The organism is Streptosporangium sp. NPDC001559 (assembly GCF_042893955.1).
Taxonomy (GTDB): domain Bacteria; phylum Actinomycetota; class Actinomycetes; order Streptosporangiales; family Streptosporangiaceae; genus Streptosporangium.
Genome location: NZ_JBIAVG010000021.1, coordinates 137,231 through 157,401, shown reverse-complemented (window position 1 = coordinate 157,401; position 20,171 = coordinate 137,231). Strand labels below are relative to the sequence as shown.

The window sequence follows — 20,171 nt, the reverse complement described above, 5'->3', positions numbered from 1 at the left end:
CACCGGGGGCCCCCGGGCCGGTTTGTTTGCCCCCGTTTTGGCGGCCCCCCCCCCCCCGCCCCCGGGGGGCGCCTTCCCGCCGCCCCCGGGGGCCCCCCCGGGGGGGGGGGGGCCCCCCGGGGGCCCCCCCCCCGCCTTGGTGGTGCTTCTACAGGTACTGACCGGTGTTGGCGACCGTGTCGATGGACCGGCCCGCCTCGGTGCCCTGCTTGCCCGTCACGAGGGTGCGGATGTAGACGATCCGCTCGCCCTTCTTGCCGGAGATGCGGGCCCAGTCGTCGGGGTTGGTGGTGTTGGGCAGGTCCTCGTTCTCGGAGAACTCGTCCACGCAGGCCGCCAGCAGGTGCTGGATCCGCAGCCCCTTCTGCCCGGTGTCCAGGAACTGCTTGATGGCCATCTTCTTGCCGCGGTCCACGATGTTCTGGATCATCGCGCCGGAGTTGAAGTCCTTGAAGTACAGGACCTCCTTGTCACCGTTGGCGTAGGTCACCTCGAGGAAGCGGTTCTCCTCGCTCTCGGTGTACATCCGCTCGACCACCCGCTGGATCATCGCCGAGATCGTGCCGCCACGGCTTTCACCGTGCTCGGCAAGGTCGTCGGTGTGCAGCGGAAGGTCCTCGATGAGGTACTTCGAGAAGATGTCCTTGGCCGCCTCGGCGTCCGGCCGTTCGATCTTGATCTTGACGTCCAGACGGCCGGGCCGCAGGATCGCCGGGTCGATCATGTCCTCACGGTTGGAGGCGCCGATGACGATGACGTTCTCCAGGCCCTCGACACCGTCGATCTCGGACAACAGCTGGGGAACGATGGTGTTCTCGACGTCGGAGGAGACGCCGGAACCACGGGTCCTGAAGATCGAGTCCATCTCGTCGAAGAACACGATCACCGGGGTGCCCTCGGAGGCCTTCTCCCTGGCGCGCTGGAAGACCAGGCGGATGTGCCGCTCGGTCTCGCCGACGTACTTGTTGAGAAGCTCGGGACCCTTGATGTTGAGGAAGAAGCTCTTGCCCGACTGGCCGGTCTTCTCCGCGACCTGCTTGGCCAGGGAGTTGGCCACCGCCTTGGCGATGAGCGTCTTGCCGCATCCGGGCGGGCCGTACAGCAGCACGCCCTTCGGGGGACGGAGCTTGTGCTCGCGGAAGAGGTCGGCGTGCAGGTAGGGAAGCTCGATGGCGTCCCTGATCTGCTCGATCTGCCGCATGAGCCCGCCGATCTCCTCGTAGGAGATGTCGGGCACCTCCTCCAGGACGAGTTCCTCGACCTCGGACTTGGGAATGCGCTCGTAGACGTAACCGGAGCGCGGCTCAAGCAGCAGCGAGTCGCCCGCGCGGATCGGCTGGTCGAGCAGCGACTCGGCCAGTCTCACCACCCGCTCCTCGTCGGCGTGCGAGATCACCAGCGCGCGCTGGCCGTCCTCAAGGAGCTCCTTGAGCATGACGATCTCGCCGACCTCCTCGTATCCGAGGGCCTCGACGACGTTGAGCGCCTCGTTGAGCATGACCTCCTGGCCACGCTTCAGCGAGTCGACGTCCACCGCTGGACTGACGTTCACTCGAAGTTTGCGACCGCCGGTGAAGACCTCCACCGTGCCGTCTTCCCTGGACTCAAGGAACACGCCGAAGCCGGAGGGCGGCTGCGCCAACCGGTCGACTTCCTCCTTGAGCGCGACGATCTGGTCCCTGGCCTCCTTGAGGGTGGCCACGAGCCGCTCGTTCTGGCCGGTTACGGCCGCGAGGTTCGCCTGTGCTTCATGGAGACGCTCTTCGAGAATCCTGGCCTGCCGGGGAGACTCCGTCAGCTTCCGACGTAGCGTGGTGATCTCCTCCTGCAGGAAGGAGACCTGTGCTGTGAGGTCGGCGACCTCCCGTTCGCGCTGCGCGGCACGAGCCTCGGCGTCGTCGCGAGCTGCCACGGCGTCACCTCCTTCCCAGTCGAGACCGACTACTCAAAACCCTACCCATCTGGGGGCTGTCCCTTACCTGGCCGAGCAGTGTTCGTATGCCTACATTAAGTAGGCACTTAACAATCCCTTATGGTGCGTTTAGTCCTTGGAGCATAAGAACACGGAGTTCTGTTCCCGCGTCACTCTCCGGCGCACCCTCGTGGCTGAATCGTCATCAACTGGTGGAAGAGGTGGACTCTTCGCCATATGCCCCCTTTGCTGGACGCCTGCGACGAGGTGGTGGGGTCACCCCGTCCGCCATGCGACGCGCGGTGACGAGAAACCCGGTGTGCCCGACCATCCTGTGGTCCGGCCGTACGGCGAGTCCCTCGACATGCCAGTCGCGAACCAGGGTCTCCCACGCATGAGGCTCGGTGAAACTCCCGTGTTCGCGGAGAGTTTCCACCGTGCGGGACAATTGGGTGGTTGTCGCCACATAACAGCAGATGACACCACCCGGAGTGAGGGCCTTGGCCGCGGCGTCGACGCACTCCCACGGCGCGAGCATGTCCAGGATGATCCGGTCGACGTCGCTCTCGTCGAGCGCGTCCACGAAGTCACCGACGACCAGGCGCCACTGGTCCATCGGGCCGCCGTAGAACTTCTCCACGTTCTTGGTGGCGACCTCGGCGAAGTCCTCACGCCGCTCGTAGGAGGTGACCCGGCCCTCGGAGCCGACCGCGCGCAGCAGGAAGCAGGTCAGCGCGCCCGAGCCGACCCCCGCCTCGACGACGCGCGCGCCCGGGAAGATGTCGGCCATGCCGACGATCTGCGCCGAGTCCTTGGGGTAGATGACCGCGGCGCCACGCGGCATGGACAGCGTGTAGTCCTGGAGCAGGTGCCGGAACGCGAGATACTGGGTGCCGCCGGACGAGCGCACCACCGACCCTTCGGGCTGGCCGATCAGGTCGCTGTGCGGGATGCCGCCCTTGTGTGTGTGGAAGACCCCGTCTTCCTTCAGCGTCACCGTGTGACGCTTGTTCTTGGGATCGGTGAGCTGAACCTGATCCCCGGCCTGAAACGGCCCATGCCTGCGAAAACCCATGCCCGCAAGGTTATCGGCGCCCGGCCGCCACCCTGTCCCGCAGGAAAGACCCGGGAGAGACCCCGGCGAGGGCCCGACGAAGGCCCGACGAAGGCCCGGTGAAGGCCTCGGCGCACGCCGGGGCGCGTGACCGGACCGAAATGATTGGTCCCCCTTCATGGGGAACTGATAGCACTTGGGGATGCTCCCACAAGATGTGATCCTTTCCCGGGACGTCGTGCTGCGCCCACCGGCCGAGACCGACGTCGAGGCGATCGCCCGTGCCTGCGACGACTCCCGGATCAGCCGTTTCCTGCCGACCCTGCCGGCGCCGTACACCCGTGACGACGCGTTCGCCTACCTGAGGGCGGCCGAGCGGTCCTGGCGGGACGGCGGCGCCTCCTTCACCATCGCCGACACCGAGACGGACGAGTGGATGGGCAACATCGGCCTCAAGCCGCTCGACGCGCGCGGCAACGGCGAGGTCGGCTACCTGGTCGCGCCGTGGGCGCAGGGACGGGGGGTCGCGACGGCGGCCACCAGGGCGCTCACCGAGTGGGCCTTCGCCCTCGGCGTGCGGCGGATCGAACTGCTGGCCGATGTCGAGAACCTGGCCAGTCAGCGGGTCGCGCTCGCCGCGGGCTTCCAGCGCGAGGGCGTCAGGCGCTCGGCCGAGGCCCGCAGGGACGGCGGCAGGAGCGACCTGATCGCCTTCGCCCGCCTGTACGGCGAGCCCGGCGAACGCGTCCAGCCCTTCCTGCCCGCCCTGCCGGGCGGTTCGCTGTCCGACGGCGTGGTACGGCTGAGGCCCCTGGGCCCCGAGGACGCCGCCGACCACCACGGGCTGGAGAACCTGCCCGACGTCGTGCGCTACAGCGTCCCCCCGGAGGGGCCGGACATGGCCAGGGTCGAGAAACTGTGCCGGGAGGCGGGGGCGCACTGGCTGGCGGGCGAACGTGTCGAGCTGACCATCAGGGAGGCCGCGACGGACGCCTTCGCCGGGCACATCCAGCTGACCTCGATCATCCCGATGCTGGGCCAGGCGATGACCGGCTACAGCCTGCTGCCCGCCTTCCGCGGCAGGGGTCTCACCGCACGGGCGGTGAACCTGCTCGTCGAATGGGTCTTCGAGCACACCCCGCTGGCCAGGGTCGTCGCGGGCACCGCCCCGGACAACCACGCCTCGCACCGGGTGCTTGAGCGCGCGGGCTTCACCAAGGAGGGTCTGGTCCACGGCCTGCTGCCCGGCCCTGACGGCACCCGCCTGGACGACCTGCAGTGGTACAGGCTGCGGGGGTAGGACCCCGGCCCCTCTCAGTCGAGCAGCGCGTGCAGGCGGTCCGCGACCCCCCTGGCGGTCGGCCGCGCGGCCATGTCCCCGATGCAGGCTCGGACGAGGTCGGCCAGCTCCGGCTCCAGATCGCCGCTGACCGACGGCGGCGTCGTGCTGACCCTGCGCAGGGTCAGCAGCGGGTCGTGAACGGGCAGCTCGCCGTACAGGCCGGTGCGGGTCATCGACCAGTGCAGCGTGGCTCCGAGCGACCACACGTCCCCCTCGGGAGAGGGGTCACCGCCCCGCAGCAGCGCGGGGTCGGTGAACTCGGCCGACCCGATGCCGCCCATCCCGGTCACCGTCGCGCCGGGCGCGAACACCTGCGACAGGCCCAGGTCCGACAGCTTGCCCCCGGTCTCGGTGAGCAGCACGTTGCCCGGATGGACGTCCCGGTGCAGGATGCCCCCCTCGTGCAGCGCCTGGACGGCCTGGGCCGCGCACGCGACCGAACGCAGGACCCGCTCCCGCGAGGGCGTCCCGGCGGGCAGTCTCAGCGAGCCCTCGGGTAAGTACTCCATCGAGTAGTAGAAGACCCCGCCCTGCTGCCCGGCGTCGTAGAGCGTCACGAGGTAGGGCGAGCGCACCGTGGCGAAGGCCTTCAGCTCCCTGGTCGCCCGCCGGAAGGCGTCCTTGCCGGTGCCGCCGACCACCTTCACCGCCACCAGGTCGGTCTCAACCGGCAGCCGCCGCGGTCTCCTCGCCAGGTAGAACTCGCCATGGTTGCCCGTTCCCAGCGGACGGACGAACTCGTAATCGGCGATACCCTCCACCGGCGTTCCCTTCGACGTGCCTCGCGACGCTCGCGATGATCCATTAAGACGGTAACGTCGCCTTGGTCACCCTCGGGGCTTTTCATTACTTTCATTACTTACGGGGAAGCGTGTCCCAGTGTTCCATGTTGATCTGCTGCTGCTCGACCTCGTGATCGTCCTCATCTCAGCGCGATTATTGGGGGCCGTGGCCCGGCGACTCGGCCAGCCACCGGTCGTCGGGGAGATCGTGGCCGGCATCCTTCTCGGCCCGACCCTGCTCGGGCCACTCCTCGGCGACCGGCTGTTCGGCGACGGGATGATGCCCCCGCTGCGCGCCCTGGCCGACGTCGGGCTCGTGCTGTTCATGTTCGTCGTCGGCATGGAACTCGACCAGAAGCTGGTCAGGGGCAGGGGCAGGACCGCGGTGACCGTGGCGCTCGGCTCGACGCTCGTGCCGTTCGTGCTCGGCTGCGCGCTGGCGCTCGGCATCGCGGGCGACCACGTCGACGGGGCCAGGACGCTGCCGTTCGTGCTGTTCATGGGCGCGGCGATGGCGGCGACGGCCTTCCCCGTGCTGGCCAGGATCATCACCGACCGGGGGATGCAACGCTCCACGGTCGGCGGCCTCTCGCTGGCCTCGGCCGCGGTGATCGACGTGCTCGCCTGGACGGCGCTCGCCGTCGTGGCGGGCCTCGCGAGCGCCGGTGGAGGCGTCAACGAGGGCGCGGACCAGTGGCGGGTCGCGCTGGCCCTGCCGTACGGGCTGCTGATGTTCCTGGTCGTCCGGCCGCTGCTGGCCCGCCTGGTGCCCGCCAGGCAGCGGGCGGGCAGGCTGACCCCGGGGCTGCTCTCCCTGGTGCTCATCGGCCTGCTGGCCTCCTCCTGGGCCACCGAGTGGATGCATGTGCACTTCATCTTCGGAGCGTTCGTCTTCGGCGCCGTGATGCCCCGTGAGGGCGCCGAACGGCTCAACCACGAGATCCTGGAGCGCCTCGAACAGCTCGCCGTGCTCCTGCTGCTGCCGATGTTCTTCGTGGTCGCGGGGCTCGACGTCAACCTCCGCACGCTCGACCTGTCCAGCCTGGGGACGCTGGCCGCGATCCTGGTGGTCGCGATCGGCGGCAAGCTGCTCGGCTCCTACGCCGCGGCCCGCACACGGCTTCCCGGACGGCAGGCGCTGGCGATCGCCACGCTGCTCAACACCCGGGGGCTCACCGAACTCGTCATCCTGTCCGTCGGGCTGCAGAAGGGCGTCCTCGACGAGGAGCTGTACTCGCTGATGGTGGTGATGGCGTTGCTGACCACGGCGATGACGGAGCCGCTGCTGCGCAAGGTCTACCCCGGGCGGCGGGTCGCGCGCGACATCGAGCAGGCCGGACGGGAGGCCCTCGGCACACGCGCCGCCACCCGCGTGCTGGTCGTCGTGCCCGGCTCCCCCGCCGAGCAGGTCCCACTGGCGGAGCTGGCGGCCCTCCTGGCCCGCTCCGCCGCGCCCGCCGAGGTGATCCTCGCCCATCTGCGGCCCTATCCCGGCGGCCGTCTCGAACTCGGCGGGGGCCTGTCGTCGGAGCTGGCCGAGCTGGCCGAGACCCTCCACGAACTTGAGATCCTCGCGGACGTCGTGCGCGCGCACGGCCCCGAGGTGAGGGTGGTGAGCCGCTTCAGCGCCTCCGTCGGCGCCGAACTCGCCGAGCTGGCCGTGGAGACCGCTCCCGGCCTCGTCGTACTGCCCCGGGGAACCCCCGGGCACGCCGCGATCCGCGACGGGGTCGCCTGCCCCGTGGTGACGGTGGCCTCACCCGGTCCTTCGGGCCTGCCGCCCGGCGGGCCGGTCGCGGTGCCTCATGGACAGGCCGGCGAGGACGCCGTCCGTGTGGCGCTCACCCTGGCCCTGGCCTGCGGGCGCCCGCTGGTCGTCGAGGGCGGCGGCAGGGCCACGGCCCTCGTCAGGCGGCTGACCCGGCTCGGGGTCGAGGTGACCGGCGGCCCGGTGCCCGAGGACGCCCTGACCGTGGCCGGGGACGGCGCCGGGCAGGCCACGGGGCCGGCGGCGCACCTGCTGGTCCGGGCCGAGCGGGACGCCGACCCGGTGGACTGGCCCGCGCTCGTCTCCACGCTGCGCCAGACCCCTGCCGGAGCCCCCGTCGAGGTCGTCGAGGCCTCCGTACGGAGTTGAGCGCGGTCCGCGCCGGTCGTCAGCGGTTACGGTGCGACTCGTAACGCATCGTGCGTGAGACGCCGATCCGCACGGTCGTGCCCGGCAGGATGGCGACCGGCTCGTTCGGCGGGATGTCGTAGAAGTTGGGGTCGCCCGGCGGCTGGATCTGGGTGCCGTTGACCGAGCCCAGATCGACCAGGTTGACGTCCCAGCCGTCCAGCGCGACCCGCAGGTGACGGCGCGAGACCGACCCGTCGGGGCTGGTGACCTTCGCGGGACGCACCGACCCGTCGGCGACCTCGGGGGCCCGCTCGGGGTCGCGGCCGACCAGATAGTCACTGTCGAGGCGGAGGGTCATGCCGTCGTCGAGCAGGAGCACGCCGAGCGGCGGGCGCGGCCCCTTGTAGGGGACGAGCGTGCGCTGAACCAGCGCGATGCCGCAGACCGCGCAGTACGGCACGCGCGGGTCGTTGAAGTGGTCGTTCTTGCAGTCGACCCCGTAGACCAGCGGGCGGGACTCGGCCTGCTGGTCCGCGGGCGCCGGGGAGACCGGGGACTCCGCCGTGCCCTGGAGACCGCCCGGCATGAGCAGCTCGTACTCGAAGGGCTGGTCACGGACGTCGGGGACGGGCTCCGGCTCCTCGTGCTGGGCCATGGCGGGAATCTGCGGCCCCGGATCGGAGTGCCATCCCTGGGGAGCGGACTGGTGCGCGGGCGGGCCGGAGGCGTAGTGGTCCGGGGAGCCCATCGGGTAGGGGGCGGGCGGCCCCGGGGGCAGCGGGGGCGCTGCGGGCACCGGGGGCTCAGGGGACGCCGCCTCGGGTACGGACCAGTCCACGGACGGCTGGGACCGCATGGGCTCGCCCCACTCGGCGGGCGCCGCCTGAGCTCCCGTTGAGGGCATCGGCTCCGCGGCGGGCGCCGCGGGCGCGGCCTGCGGGAGGGCCTCGGCCGCCGGCTCACGGCGCGGGATCCCTACGGGCTCCTGCCCGGGCTCGGCGGGGTCGCACAGGACGCCGCCCGCGGTGACCACGCCGCTGTCCAGCCGGGTCAGCGGATGCGCCTGCCCGGCCTCGGGAAGGCGCAGCTCGACCCGGGTGACCGGGCCGGGCACCAGCCGGTCGGACCAGGTGAGCGCGTCGCGCCCGGCGAGCTGCACCTCACCGCCCTGACCGGTGACCGAGGCGAACGCCGGGCCGCTGACCAGCACGGCCACCCCGGAGGCCACCGGACCGGCGACGGCGCACGCCACGGGTTCGCCCATCACGACCGCGAGCACCTGGGCGACACGGCGGGCCAGGGCCCGGCCGTCGCCGCCGGAGGCCGCCGTCTCCCTGAGCGCGCCCAGAAGGTCCTCGACGACGGGCTCAGCCGCGTCACACACCAGCAGCAGGCCCCCCACATGGGCGACCAGCCCGTTGCCTGGAAGTGGACGCACCACTCCGAAGCCCTCGTCGGTCACAGAACTCTCCCTCCCGGAAACGCCACCCGATGAACGGAACCCGCATCGGCCCGTCCGTCACCAGCCGCACCCAGCCCGGACGGTTGTGCGCGTCCAGAACACGGCAGGTGGGACCGGGTCAATCAAATCAACCGCATCGGACCGTAGCAAAAAGTACAGCAGAAGACCCTCAGGGACGAGGGCCGGCGAACCCGAACGGCGTCTCTCCCCCAGCGGCCGCGGGACGGGCCCGTGCCGTACCGTCTAGACCCCGCTGAACACACGGTTCACGTCGGAGGTCGCCAGCACCCCGAAGATCTCGCCGCCGCGCTCGACCAGGAGGTACTCACCGGCGGGGGTCTCACGCATGGCGTCGATCAGGGCCTCTCCCGTCAGGTCCGCGGCCAGCACCAGCGACGGTTCGAGGTTGCGCGCCAGCGAGCCCGCGCTCACCCAGGGGCGGCGGTTCTCCGGGGTCGCCTCGACCGCGACCTCGTTGACGATCCCGGTCGGGCGGCCGTCGTGGTCGACGACGACCATCGCCCCCGCCTGCGCCTCTGTGGCCCGGCGCAGCGCCTCGGCCAGCGGCACGTCCGCGGTCACCGGGATGGCGCGCCTGGCCAGGGCCCGGGCGTTGACCTGCGGGATGCGGGCCCGAACCCGGGCGCTGCGCAGCGACTGGGTGGCGCCGAGCCAGATGAAGGAGGCCAGCAGGATCGACCAGATGAGCATGCTGGTGTTCGGCGCCTGCCCGCTGATCAGCGCGAGGCCGACCGGCACCGCGACCAGGAGGACGGCCAGCGCCCGGCCGACCCAGGCGGCGGTCGCGGTGCCCGAGCCTGAGCTCTTGGTGAGCTTCCACACCCCGGCGCGGAGCATGCGCCCGCCGTCCAGGGGCAGGCCGGGCAGGAGGTTGAACACCCCGACGATCAGGTTCGCCAGCCACAGCTGGAAGACCAGGACGCCCGCGATCGTGTCGGGGTCGATGACCCGGTAGGCCAGGAACCCGATGACCGCCAGACCCAGGGACAGCAGCGGCCCGGCGAAGGCCACCATGAACTCCCTGCCGGGAGTCTCCGGCTCGCGCTCGATCTCCGAGACGCCGCCGAGCAGGTAGAGGGTGATGCGGCGGACCGGCAGGCCGTACATCCTGGCGACCACGCAGTGGGCCAGCTCGTGCAGGAGCACCGAGACGTACAGCAGCACCGCGAAGACGAAGGAGACGACGTAGGTCATCGGGACGTTCAGCTCGGGCAGCTGGGCGCTCACCGAACCCTGGAAGGTGAAGGTGATGAACGCCGCGACGATGAACCAGGTCGGCGAGACGTAGACGGGAATGCCGAAGGGCCGTCCCATCCGCAGTCCGGGCTTGTCCTGGCGCGGGCTGTCGCTGCTCACCGCTGGCTCACCGTTCCTCGCTCACATCGTCTTCAGGCCTCGATGCTACGCGCCATCGGGCCACCCGCAGCCGCCCGCGGCCAACCTGGTCCTCCCGAGACCCCTCCGAGATCTTCCCGAGACCTCGCGCCCGTGAGACCCCCGGAAGAACCTGTGAGGTCCGCGTGGGGTTCCGTGAGCCGTCCCGAACTGTCGTCACCGTGACCTACAGTGCGGACATGCCACCGACCGAGCCCACGATCATCGGAGCGTTGTCGCCGTCCCGGGCGGGCGACTTCATGACATGTCCGTTGCTCTACCGTTTCCGGGTGATCGACCGGCTGCCCGAGCCGCCGTCACCCGCCGCGGTGCGCGGCACGATGGTCCACTCGGTGCTCGAACGCCTCTACGACCTGCCGGCCGCCGAGCGCACCCGGGCCGCGGCGCTCGACCTGCTCGAACCGCAGTGGCGCAGACTGCTGGCCGCCGAGCCGTCCTATGAGGACATGTTCACCGACGAGGCGGAGCGGGCCGCGTGGCTCTCCCAGGCGGCCGTCATGGTCGAGCGCTACTTCACCCTTGAGGACCCGACCCTCCTCGAGCCCGCCGAGAGGGAGCTCTACATCGAGGCGACGCTGGACAACGGCCTGGTGCTACGGGGCTACATCGACAGGCTCGACGTCGCGCCGACCGGGGAGGTCCGGGTCGTCGACTACAAGACCGGCAGCGCGCCCGGCCCCGCCTTCGAGGCCAAGGCGCTGTTCCAGATGAGGTTCTACGCGCTGGCGCTGTGGCGGCTGCACGGCTCGGTGCCGCGCGTGCTGCAGCTGATGTACCTCGGCGGCCAGGGGGAGGTCCTGCGCTACGCCCCCGACGAGGCCGACCTGCTGGCGACGGAGCGCAAGGTGCGGGCGTTGTGGACGGCCATCGAACGGGCCATGGAGACCGGCGAGTGGCCGCCGAGACCGAGCCGCCTGTGCGACTGGTGCAACTACCAGGAGCTGTGCCCGCAGTTCGGCGGCACTCCCCCGCCGCTGCCCGAGCGGCAGCCCGGCGACACCGTGCGCAGCACGAGAAGACGTCCCGCCAGGGCCGCGACCGACGAGCTCTGAGCGCCTCCGCAGCACCTCTGAGGCGTTCCGCGTCATCCGTGGGTATGAGTGTGATATCCACCCGCAGCAGGGCGGCGGCGGAGACTGGGCGCCTAAATTGATTGTGTGCGCAACCCCTCCGGCGTCCTGCGGGCCTGGCTCAACGACCGTCCACTGGTCCCCGACACGGCCCTCGCGGTGGCGCTCGCGGGAGCCGCCGTGCTCCTCCTGCGCGCCGTCCCACCCCGCGAGGGGACGCAGGAGGGCCTCGTCGCCGCGCTGACCGTGGCCTGGTGCCTGTCCCTGGTCCTGCGCCGCCGCGCGCCCTTCTCCATGCTGCTGACGACCTGTCTGGCGGGGATCGCCCTGTCGACGCTGGGCGTCGACGGGTTGCCGCTGTGGCCCGCGGTGCTGCTGCTGGTCTACACGGTCGCCGCCCACCGCGGCCTGGCGCTGAGCCTGTGCGCGCTGGTGTGGAGCCTGGTGTGCCACTTCGTCTCGGCGGTTCCCGGCGGCACGCTCGGCGACTGGGGCGTCCACCTGCCGGTCACGGTCCTCACCGTCACCATGTGGATCACCGGCCGGAGCGTACGGCTGCGCAGGGCGTACCTGGAGGAGCTGCGCGACCGGGCCCGGCGCACCGAACGGGCCAGGGAGGCCGACACCAGGGCGGCCAGGGCGGAGGAACGCTCCCGCATCGCCAGGGAGCTGCACGACGTGGTCGCCCACCACGTCAGCGTGATGACCGTCCAGGCCTCCGCGGCGCGCCGGGTGCTGGCGACCAACCCGGAGGGGGCGCGGGAGGCCCTGTCCGCGATCGAGGAGATGGGCCGCACCGCGATGGCGGAGATGCGCAACATCGTGGGTGTGCTCAGAACCGACGCCTCCCCCGCCGAACGCAACCCGCAGCCCGGGGTCTCCGAGATCCCCGCGCTGGTCGACCAGATGCGGGAGGCGGGCTTGCGCGCGCAGCTGTGGGTCGAGGGCACCCCGGGGACGCTGCCGCCCGGGATCGACCTGGCCGCCTACCGGCTGGTCCAGGAGGCGCTGACCAACAGCCTGCGGCACGCGGGTCCCATGGCCCGCGCCTGGGTGACGGTACGGCACGAGCACGGCCAGCTGGCCGTTGAGGTCGAGGACGACGGCCGGGGCCTCGACGGCGACGCCGTCCCCGGGGAGGGCAGCGGCCACGGCCTTGTCGGCATCCGTGAGCGTGTGGCCCTCTATGGTGGAGTCCTGAGGATCGGCCCGCGCCCAGAGGGCGGGTTCGAGGTCAATGCCCGGTTCCCCCTCAAGGACGTGTGATGACGATCAGAGTGCTGTTGGTGGACGACCAGCCACTGCTGCGCACCGGCTTCCGTCTCATCCTGGAGGCCGAGCCCGACGTCACCGTGGTCGGCGAGGCCGGGGACGGCAAGGCCGCCCAGGACCAGTCGCGGGCTCTGCTGCCCGACGTGGTGCTGATGGACGTCAGGATGCCCGGGGTCGACGGCATCGAGGCGACCCGGAGGATCGTCCGTGAGGCGACCGGTGGGGCGCACGTGCCCAGGGTGCTGGTGCTGACGACCTTCGACCTCGACGAGTACATCGTGGAGGCGCTGCGCGCCGGGGCAAGCGGTTTCCTGCTCAAGGACGTCCCGCCCGACGAGCTGGTGCAGGCCATCCGGGTGGTCGCCGCGGGAGACGCCATCGTCGCGCCGAGCGTCACGCGCAGGCTGCTCGACCGTTTCGGGGCCCGGCTGCCCTCGGCCTACCAGCAGTCGACCCCGGCCCGTCTGGACCGGCTGACCGAGCGGGAGCTCGAGGTGCTGAAGCTGATCGCCAGAGGCATGTCGAACGCGGAGATCGCCGCCGAGCTGGTGGTCAGCGAGACCACGGTCAAGACCCATGTCGGCAACGTGCTCACCAAACTCGGCCTGCGCGACCGTGTCCAGGCCGTCGTCCTGGCCTACGAGACCGGCCTGATCACTCCGGGCGCCATTCCCTAGCCCCGAGCGCCCGCAGCACGCCGGCCAGCACAGGGCGGGTGTCCGCGCGCCGCCAGGCCAGGGCGGTGGCGCACCTGGGCCCGCCGGTGAGCGGGACGAAGACCACTCCGGCGCGGGCGTAGTGCTCGTCGGTCCCCTCCGACAGCAGGGCGACGCCCCGTCCCGCCGCGACCAGCTCCAGGGTCTCCTCGATCGCGTCCGAGCCGACCTCCCCCGCGACGTCCGTCACCCCGACCGCCTCAGGACGGCGGAAGGCCCGCCAGACCTCGTCCCGGCTGCGCGGCACCACCCAGACGCGGCCCGCCAGCTCGGCCGGGCCCGCGGTGGCGAGCCCGGCGAGAGGGTCTCCGACGGGTACGGCCACGGCACGCCGGTCGGTGCCCAGGAGCAGGGTTTCCAGGGCGTCGCCCGCCTCCAGCGGCGGCCACACCACGGCCAGGTCGCTGGCCCCGGTCAGCAGGCCGCAGGACGGGTCGTCGAAGTCGAACCGGCGCAGCCGTACCTCCCCGCCGCGGGCGCGACGCACGACGGCGAGCAGCCGGGAGGTCAGCGGGCCCGCCGCCTCACCCATGAAGCCGACCGTCAGCTCCGGGGTCTCCCCCGCCAGCAGCGCCTCGAAGTCGTCGGCGGCGCTCACCACGGCCACCGCATGGGCCAGCAGCCGGTGGCCCAGCTCGGTCGGCCGTACGCCGTCGCGTTCGCGGACCAGCAACGGCCGTCCGACGGCGGTCTCCAGGCGCCTGACGGCGGCGCTCACCGTGGGCTGGCTGACGCCGAGCCGGGCGGCCGCCCCGCCGAACGAGCCCTCCCTCGCGACGGCCACGAAGGCCCGTACCGCGGGCAGCGTAACCTCCATCCCGCAACGATAGTCTCCGGCTATGGGCATAGCCGGAGGCTGTTGAACAGGACGGGGATCGTTCGCCGAGGATCGGCGCATGAGACGACGAACGGGCACGCCCCCTCCCGGGCGACGGGACGGCCTCCGGGAGGACCTCGGGCTCGCGCTGGGCGCGGCGGGCGGGGCGGCCGTCTACTCGGCGGTGTTCGGCGCGGCGGCGGTCGAGCGGGGCTGGTCCGTCTGGGAGGCGGTGCTGGCCAGCGTGGCGGTGCACGCGGGCGGAAGCCAGATCGTCGGGCTGGCCGCACTGGACGACGTGGGAACGCCGGCTCCGGCGATCTCGGGGACGGCGGCGGCCGCCTCAGTGGCCGTCGCAGTGGCCACGGCGTCACTGGTCAACCTGCGGCTCACCGCCTTCGGCCTGGCGCTCGGCGACGTCTTCCCGACCCGGTGGGGGCGCGCGCTCGCCGCGCACCTGGTCTCCGACGAGTCGGTGGCCGCGGCGGTGACGCGTGAGTCCCCCCGCGCGCGCAGGCGGACCTTCCTCGTCGTCGGGTCGGTGCTCTTCGCGGGCTGGGTGGCGGGAACCGTCGTGGGCGCGACGCTGGGGGCCGTGCTGCCCGCCGAGGCCCGGCGGGCCGTCGACGGCGCCGCGGTCGCGGCCTTCGCGGCCCTGCTGGCCCCGTTGCTGCGCACCCGTGCCGATCTGGCCGTCGCGGCGGGCGCCGCGGCGACGGCGCTGGTGTCCTCGTGGTGGCTGCCCGCGGGCCTGCCGGTCGCGCTCGCGGCGCTGGCCGTACTGCCGAGGGCGGTGAGACGGGCGTGAGCGTCGTGCTGTTCGTGGCGGGGCTGGCGGTGACGACCTACCTGCTGCGGCTGGCCGGGGTGAGCGCGGCGGCCTCGGGACGCGTCGGCGGCCCGGGGTTCGGCGCGGCGGCCGCGGCGCTGCCGGTGGCCCTGCTGGCCGCCGTGGTGATCGTCCAGGCCGCGCCCGGCGGCACCCCCTCGGTCCGGTTGGCCGTCGCCGCCGCGGTGGCCGGGCTGTGCGCCCGCCGTACCGGGTTCCTGCCCGCCGTGCTGCTGGGCACCCTCGCCGGAGCCCTGCTCCCCTGAACGCCGACCGCCCCGTACGGCGGGGCCGTACGGGGCGGGAGGTCCGGATGCCTCGGCACCCCGGCGCGTGGGCGCCTCAGGCGGAGACCGTCTCGGCCGGGGTCGCCAGGCCTGACTCCGGGGCGTTCTCCGGGAAGTGGCAGGCCACCTGGTGCCGGGGGGCCAGCTCGACCAGCGGCGGCTCGACCGTCTTGCACACCTCCTGCGCCTTCCAGCAGCGGGTGTGGAAGCGGCAGGCGGGCGGCGGGTTGAGCGGGCTGGGCACGTCGCCCTGGAGCCGGATGCGCTCGCGGTCGTTACGCTTGGCCGGGTCGGGGATCGGCACCGCCGACATCAGGGCGTTGGTGTACGGGTGCATCGGCGTGTCGTACAGGGACTTGCGGTCGGCCAGCTCGACGATCTTGCCGAGGTACATGACCGCGACCCGGTCGCTGATGTGCCGGATGACCGACAGGTCGTGCGCGACGATGACGTAGGTCAGGTCCAGCTCGTCCTGCAGGTCCTCCAGGAGGTTGACCACCTGGGCCTGGATCGACACGTCCAGCGCGGAGACCGGCTCGTCGGCGATGATGAGCTTGGGCTTGAGCGCGAGCGTGCGGGCGATGCCGATGCGCTGGCGCTGGCCGCCGGAGAACTCGTGCGGATAGCGGTTGTAGTGCTCCGGGTTGAGGCCGACCAGTTCGAGGATGTCCTGGACCGCCTTCTTCGTGCCCTGCTCGGTCTCGATCCCCTGGATGCGGAAGGGGGCGCCGACGATGGCGCCGACCGTGTGCCTGGGGTTGAGCGAGGAGTAGGGGTCCTGGAAGATCATCTGCATGTCCCGGCGGAGCGGGCGGATCCGCGACGCCGACATGTGGGTGATGTCGTGACCCTCGAAGTGGATCTTCCCCCCGGTCGGTTCGAGCAGCCGGGTGATCAGCCTGCCGGTGGTGCTCTTGCCGCAGCCGGACTCACCGACCAGGCCGAGCGTCTCTCCCTTGCGGACGTCGAAGGAGACCCCGTCGACGGCCTTGACCGCGCCGACCTGGCGGCGCAGCAGCCCCTTGGTCACCGGGAAGTGCTTCTGGAGCCCCTGGACGGACAGCAGGACCTCGGCCTCGGCCTTGTTCTTGTGGTCCTCGTGCGAGGTCACGCGCCCTCTCCCGTCACTCGCGGGCATACGGTGTGCCCACCGGCTCGCTGGCTACGCTCGCTCACGTGCTCTCCATCATCGGCTTGATCTCGTTGTCCCAGATGGACCGCCGCTCCGCGCGGGGCATGTGGCAGCGGACCAGGTGACCGCCCTCGGTCTCCAGCAGTTCGGGCACCTGTGTGGTGGACTTGCCCTCGGTACGGCCCGCGTAGGCGCACCGGGGGTTGAAGGCACAACCGCTCGGGACGTTGATCAGGGAGGGCGGGCTGCCCTTGATCGGGAGCAGGCGCTCGGTCCGGTCACGGTCCAGGCGGGGCATCGACCCCAGCAGGCCCCAGGTGTAGGGGTGCTCCGGACGGTAGAAGATGTCCTCCGCGGAGCCGTACTCGACGCACTTGCCGCCGTACATCACCAGGATGTCGTCCGACAGCTCGGCCACCACGCCGAGGTCGTGGGTGATGATGATCAGCGCGGAGTTGAACTCGCGCTGCAGGTCGGTCATGAGGTCCAGGATCTGCGCCTGGACGGTCACGTCGAGGGCCGTGGTCGGCTCGTCGGCGATCAGCAGCTCGGGATCGCAGGAGAGCGCCATGGCGATCATCGCGCGCTGGCGCATGCCACCGGAGAACTGGTGGGGGAAGTCGTCGACCCTCCTGTCGGGCTGCGGGATGCCCACCCGGCCGAGCATGTCGATCGCGTGCTTGCGCGCGACGGCCTTGCTGACCTTGTTGTGGATCCGGTAGGCCTCGACGATCTGGGCGCCGACCGAGTAGAAGGGGTGCATCGACGACAGCGGATCCTGGAAGATCATCGCCATCTTCTTGCCACGAAGCGTCCGCACGTGGTCGGCGCCGGCGCTGACGAGTTCCTCGCCGTCGAGCCAGATCTCACCGGAGATCTTCGCGCTGCCGCCCTTGTGCAGGCCGAGGATGCCCAGGCTCGTCACGCTCTTGCCGGAGCCGGACTCGCCCACGATGCCCAGGGTCTTGCCCCGGTCGAGCTTGTACGACAGGCCGTCGACGGACTTGACCAGGCCGTCCTCGGTCGGGAAGTGAATGCGCAGGTCGCGCAGTTCGAGGAAGGACTCGGGTGGCTGAGTCGTCATGAGAGCCTCACCCTCGGGTCGACCACCGCGTACAGGATGTCCACGATGAGGTTGGCCAGGACGATGAAGAACGCCGCGAACAGGGTCACCCCCAGCACGACCGGCAGGTCGTTGCCGCGGATCGCGTCGATCACCAGCTTGCCGACTCCCTGGATGGAGAAGGTGCTCTCGGTGAGCACCGCACCGCCCAGCAGCAGCCCGAGGTCGAGACCGAAGATGGTGAGGATGGGGGTCAGCGTGGCGCGCAGGGCGTGCTTGGTGACGACCGTGCGCTCCTTGAGCCCCTTGGCGCGGGCGGTACGGATGTAGTCCTCGCCCATCGTCTCCAGCATGCCCGCCCTGGTGAGTCGTGCGTACAGGGCGGCGTAGAGGAAGGCCAGGGTGATCCAGGGCAGCACGAGCGCCTGGAACCACATGACCGGGTCCTGGGTGATCGGGGTGTAGCTGCCGCCGCCGGGGAAGATCCCGAGCGTGTAGGCGAACACCGACAGGGAGACCAGGCCGGTGAAGTAGATCGGCAACGACACTCCGGCCAGGGCGATCGTCATGGCCGCTCTGTCCAGTGCGGTGCCGCGTTTCAGCGCGGAGATGACACCGATGCTGACACCGGTGGCGAGCCACAGGACGGCGGCGCCGAGGGCCAGCGAGAGCGTCGCGGGCAACCGGTCGAGCAGCGTCGGCCAGACCGGCTGGTTGTTGTTGAACGAGAAGCCGAAGCAGGGCGCGGGGCACTCGGCCTTCTTGGGGCCGAGGGAGTAATCCTCACCGGCGACGATGCCCTTGACGAAACGCCCGTACTGCACGAGCAGCGGGTCGTCCAGGTGCAGCCGCTTGACGGCTCCCTGGATCGCCTCGGGTGTGGCGTCCCTTCCCACGTAACGCGACGCCATGCCCTCAGGGGTCTGTCCCAGGGCGCGCGGGATGAGGAAGAAGATCGCGAAAGTGGCCATGCTGACGACGGCGAGCATCAGCACGGCGGCGATCACGCGGCGGACGATGAAAGCGACCACGATCGTTCGGCCGGGATGCCCGGGAGGGTCACTCCCGGGCATCGTCAGGCCTTCACCTGCCTTTGGCTAGCTAGAGAAGGACTACTGCTTGACACCCAGCCACGTGTAGTCGTACATGCCCCAGGCGGGGTGCACGTACGCGTTGGTGAGGCTGGCGGGACGGAAGATCAGCGTCTTCTCGTAGACGAAGGACATGAACGCGGCCGACTCCATGACCTTCTGGTCGACCTGGGCCCAGATCTCGTTGCGGGCGGCGGCGTCGGAGGTCTGGACGCCCTTGTCGAGCAGCTCGTTGATGGCCTTGTCGTCGAGCTCCATCATGTTGTAGTTGCCGGAGGGCTTGATGGCCCGGCCGTCGACGATCTGCGACAGGAAGCCGAAGCCGGACGGCCAGTCGGAGCCCCAGCCGGCGATCATGATGCCCAGGTTGTTCTTGTGCACGAAGTCCGGCTTGCCGGCGTACTGCGCGCTCCAGTCACCCGAGGGGTACTTCTTGATCGTGAGCTTGATGCCGACCCGGTCGAGGGAGGCCTGCATCGCCTCGGCGACCTGGACCTCCTTGGTCCGGTCACCGCGGACCGCGATGTTGGTCGAGAAGCCGTCCGGGTGACCGCAGGCCGCCAGGGCCTCCTTGGCCTTGGCCAGGTCGCCCTTGTGGTCGGCGCCGTTCGGGTAGAGGTCGAACGGCTTGTAGCCGACCGTGGTCGGGGTCATCGCGGTGGTGCCGATGTCACCGCCGAGCGGGCCGCCCCACGGCGCCTGGGTGGCGACCTTGTCGGTGGCGTACTGCACGGCCTTGCGGCACTCGACGTTGTCGAACGGCGCGACCTTGGTGGACATCATCGCGTAGCGGTTGAAGGGCGTGAACGGGTTGTCCGTCGAGTCCTTCAGCTGCGGGTTGCTGACGACCTTCGCGCGGCCTGCGGGCTGCAGACCGGTGCCGCCCAGGTCGACCTGGATCTGCCCGGCGATCAGGCGGTTGTCGATGTCCTCGGCGTTCTGCTTGTACTGCACCTCGATGCGGTCAGGCAGCTGCTTGCGGGTGGTGTCGGTCGCCTGGTCCCAGTTCTCGTTCCTGACGAGGTTGAGCTGCTTGCCGACCTCGTAGCTCTCGAACTTGTAGGGGCCGGTGGAGGCGACGGCCTTCTCGTAGTCGACACCGGTGTCCTTGGCCTGCGGCACCGGGGCGGACTGCGGGTTGGCGACCAGGAAGTCGAACTCGGAGAAGGGCGCCTTGAGCTTGAAGACGACCGTGTAGTCGTCGGGGGTCTCGATGCCCTTGAAGTCGTCGAGGTTCTTGTCCTTGTAGGGACCCTTGTAGTCGCCGGCGTCGAGGTACTGCGCGAAGTACTTCGGACCGTCGGTGAGCTCTGCGGTGAAGTTGCTGCGGGCGATGGCGTACTTGACGTCCGCGGCCTTGACCTCGGTGCCGTCGTCGTACTTGATGCCCTTCTTCAGCTTGTAGGTCCACGTCTTGCCGTCGGCGCTGACCTCACCGGGGGCCTCGGCCAGGTCGGGGACCAGCTTCAGGCCCTCAGGGCCGGGCTTGGCCGTGTAGGTCATCAGGGGGCGGGCGTAGAGCCGGGTGAAGTTCCAGTTCCAGGCGTAGTAGGTGTTGCCCGGGTCGGCGGAGTCCGGCTCGTCGGTCAGCGCGAACTTGAGCGTGCCGCCCTTGGCGTCCGACGGGTTGACGACCTTGGTGTAGCCGTCGTTGTACTTGGCGGCCGAGGCGTTGTCGCCACCCGCCGAGCTGTTGTTCGCGGGGGACGTGTTGCCACCGCCACCGGCTGTGCCGCCACAGGCGGCGAGCCCCATCGTCAGCACGGTGCCCAGCGCCGCGAGCGCCAGGACGTTGGTCTTCCTCATC

General features: G+C 70.8%; 17 protein-coding genes. 7 read left to right on the top strand and 10 right to left on the bottom strand.

Going from position 1 to position 20,171, the window contains the following annotated elements; translation table 11 throughout:
- Window positions 1–148: 148 nt before the first annotated feature.
- Together arc and ACFYY8_RS36430 are read right to left on the bottom strand one after the other, a co-directional pair.
- On the bottom strand, window positions 149–1,912 hold the full coding sequence (gene arc / locus ACFYY8_RS36435; protein WP_390049068.1) for a proteasome ATPase: 1,764 nt from the start codon (window positions 1,910–1,912) through the stop codon (window positions 149–151).
- A 205-nt stretch (window positions 1,913–2,117) separates the two neighbouring features.
- Window positions 2,118–2,987 carry a tRNA (adenine-N1)-methyltransferase gene (locus ACFYY8_RS36430; protein WP_390049066.1) on the bottom strand — a complete coding sequence of 290 codons (870 nt, stop codon included), beginning with the start codon at window positions 2,985–2,987 and terminating at the stop codon, window positions 2,118–2,120.
- 181 nt (window positions 2,988–3,168) lie between these two features.
- On the opposite strand from ACFYY8_RS36430, the gene ACFYY8_RS36425 reads away from it, so the two are divergent.
- Entirely contained in the window at window positions 3,169–4,266 is a 1,098-nt protein-coding gene (locus ACFYY8_RS36425) for a GNAT family N-acetyltransferase (protein ID WP_390049064.1), read from the top strand.
- A 14-nt stretch (window positions 4,267–4,280) separates the two neighbouring features.
- On the opposite strand, the gene ACFYY8_RS36420 is transcribed toward ACFYY8_RS36425, so the two are convergent.
- Window positions 4,281–5,069, bottom strand: a complete 789-nt coding sequence (locus ACFYY8_RS36420) for a protein kinase (RefSeq protein WP_390049062.1) — start codon at window positions 5,067–5,069, stop codon at window positions 4,281–4,283.
- A 118-nt stretch (window positions 5,070–5,187) separates the two neighbouring features.
- Between ACFYY8_RS36420 and ACFYY8_RS36415 the strand changes: the two genes are divergently transcribed.
- Window positions 5,188–7,227, top strand: a complete 2,040-nt coding sequence (locus tag ACFYY8_RS36415; protein WP_390049060.1) for a cation:proton antiporter — start codon at window positions 5,188–5,190, stop codon at window positions 7,225–7,227.
- A gap of 19 nt (window positions 7,228–7,246) precedes the next feature.
- On the opposite strand, the gene ACFYY8_RS36410 is transcribed toward ACFYY8_RS36415, so the two are convergent.
- Both ACFYY8_RS36410 and ACFYY8_RS36405 read right to left on the bottom strand, forming a co-directional pair.
- Window positions 7,247–8,671: an FHA domain-containing protein gene (locus ACFYY8_RS36410; protein ID WP_390049058.1), complete on the bottom strand. Its 1,425-nt coding sequence runs from the start codon at window positions 8,669–8,671 to the stop codon at window positions 7,247–7,249.
- Between the two features lie 243 nt (window positions 8,672–8,914).
- A complete protein-coding gene (locus ACFYY8_RS36405) occupies window positions 8,915–10,006 on the bottom strand; it encodes a site-2 protease family protein (RefSeq protein WP_390049079.1) in 1,092 nt (363 codons plus the stop codon).
- Between the two features lie 260 nt (window positions 10,007–10,266).
- On the opposite strand from ACFYY8_RS36405, the gene ACFYY8_RS36400 reads away from it, so the two are divergent.
- From ACFYY8_RS36400 to ACFYY8_RS36390, 3 genes are all read left to right on the top strand, one after another.
- Window positions 10,267–11,139 carry a RecB family exonuclease gene (locus ACFYY8_RS36400; RefSeq protein WP_352013100.1) on the top strand — a complete coding sequence of 291 codons (873 nt, stop codon included), beginning with the start codon at window positions 10,267–10,269 and terminating at the stop codon, window positions 11,137–11,139.
- Window positions 11,140–11,244: 105 nt separating this feature from the next.
- Entirely contained in the window at window positions 11,245–12,423 is a 1,179-nt protein-coding gene (locus tag ACFYY8_RS36395; RefSeq protein ID WP_390049056.1) for a sensor histidine kinase, read from the top strand.
- Window positions 12,423–13,106 (top strand): response regulator, encoded by a 684-nt coding sequence (locus ACFYY8_RS36390; RefSeq protein WP_390049053.1) that lies wholly within the window; start codon window positions 12,423–12,425, stop codon window positions 13,104–13,106. The genes ACFYY8_RS36395 and ACFYY8_RS36390 overlap by 1 nt, the downstream gene beginning before the upstream one ends.
- Here ACFYY8_RS36390 and ACFYY8_RS36385 read toward each other — a convergent pair.
- Window positions 13,084–13,962, bottom strand: coding sequence for a LysR family transcriptional regulator (locus ACFYY8_RS36385; protein WP_390049051.1), 879 nt, complete (start codon window positions 13,960–13,962; stop codon window positions 13,084–13,086). The genes ACFYY8_RS36390 and ACFYY8_RS36385 overlap by 23 nt on opposite strands.
- Before the next feature lie 79 nt (window positions 13,963–14,041).
- Here ACFYY8_RS36385 and ACFYY8_RS36380 point away from each other — a divergent pair, with 79 nt between their 5' ends.
- Together ACFYY8_RS36380 and ACFYY8_RS36375 are read left to right on the top strand one after the other, a co-directional pair.
- Window positions 14,042–14,770 carry an AzlC family ABC transporter permease gene (locus ACFYY8_RS36380; RefSeq protein WP_390049049.1) on the top strand — a complete coding sequence of 243 codons (729 nt, stop codon included), beginning with the start codon at window positions 14,042–14,044 and terminating at the stop codon, window positions 14,768–14,770.
- Window positions 14,767–15,057: an AzlD domain-containing protein gene (locus tag ACFYY8_RS36375; RefSeq protein WP_390049047.1), complete on the top strand. Its 291-nt coding sequence runs from the start codon at window positions 14,767–14,769 to the stop codon at window positions 15,055–15,057. The genes ACFYY8_RS36380 and ACFYY8_RS36375 overlap by 4 nt, the downstream gene beginning before the upstream one ends.
- 76 nt (window positions 15,058–15,133) lie before the next feature.
- Here ACFYY8_RS36375 and ACFYY8_RS36370 read toward each other — a convergent pair whose 3' ends face one another.
- From ACFYY8_RS36370 to ACFYY8_RS36355, 4 genes are all read right to left on the bottom strand, one after another.
- On the bottom strand, window positions 15,134–16,189 hold the full coding sequence (locus ACFYY8_RS36370; RefSeq protein ID WP_390049045.1) for an ABC transporter ATP-binding protein: 1,056 nt from the start codon (window positions 16,187–16,189) through the stop codon (window positions 15,134–15,136).
- A 61-nt stretch (window positions 16,190–16,250) separates the two neighbouring features.
- The gene (locus tag ACFYY8_RS36365) at window positions 16,251–17,294 is read right to left on the bottom strand and encodes an ABC transporter ATP-binding protein (protein WP_390049043.1); all 1,044 of its coding nucleotides are present in this window, start codon (window positions 17,292–17,294) and stop codon (window positions 16,251–16,253) included.
- A complete protein-coding gene (locus ACFYY8_RS36360; protein ID WP_390049041.1) occupies window positions 17,291–18,304 on the bottom strand; it encodes an ABC transporter permease in 1,014 nt (337 codons plus the stop codon). Before ACFYY8_RS36360 ends, ACFYY8_RS36365 begins: the two co-directional genes overlap by 4 nt.
- Window positions 18,305–18,385: 81 nt before the next feature.
- On the bottom strand, window positions 18,386–20,170 hold the full coding sequence (locus ACFYY8_RS36355) for an ABC transporter substrate-binding protein (RefSeq protein ID WP_390049039.1): 1,785 nt from the start codon (window positions 20,168–20,170) through the stop codon (window positions 18,386–18,388).
- Window position 20,171: the final 1 nt, after the last annotated feature.

Excerpts from the sequence above, each read along its gene's own strand:
- ACFYY8_RS36430 (WP_390049066.1), bottom strand. The coding sequence starts at position 2,987 with ATGGGTTTTCGCAGGCATGGGCCGTTTCAGGCCGGGGATCAGGTTCAG.
- ACFYY8_RS36425 (WP_390049064.1), top strand. The coding sequence starts at position 3,169 with ATGCTCCCACAAGATGTGATCCTTTCCCGGGACGTCGTGCTGCGCCCA.
- ACFYY8_RS36405 (WP_390049079.1), bottom strand. The coding sequence starts at position 10,006 with ATGGGACGGCCCTTCGGCATTCCCGTCTACGTCTCGCCGACCTGGTTC.
- ACFYY8_RS36400 (WP_352013100.1), top strand. The coding sequence starts at position 10,267 with ATGCCACCGACCGAGCCCACGATCATCGGAGCGTTGTCGCCGTCCCGG.
- ACFYY8_RS36390 (WP_390049053.1), top strand. The coding sequence starts at position 12,423 with ATGACGATCAGAGTGCTGTTGGTGGACGACCAGCCACTGCTGCGCACC.
- ACFYY8_RS36385 (WP_390049051.1), bottom strand. The coding sequence starts at position 13,962 with ATGGAGGTTACGCTGCCCGCGGTACGGGCCTTCGTGGCCGTCGCGAGG.
- ACFYY8_RS36380 (WP_390049049.1), top strand. The coding sequence starts at position 14,042 with ATGAGACGACGAACGGGCACGCCCCCTCCCGGGCGACGGGACGGCCTC.
- ACFYY8_RS36365 (WP_390049043.1), bottom strand. The coding sequence starts at position 17,294 with ATGACGACTCAGCCACCCGAGTCCTTCCTCGAACTGCGCGACCTGCGC.
- ACFYY8_RS36355 (WP_390049039.1), bottom strand. The coding sequence starts at position 20,170 with ATGAGGAAGACCAACGTCCTGGCGCTCGCGGCGCTGGGCACCGTGCTG.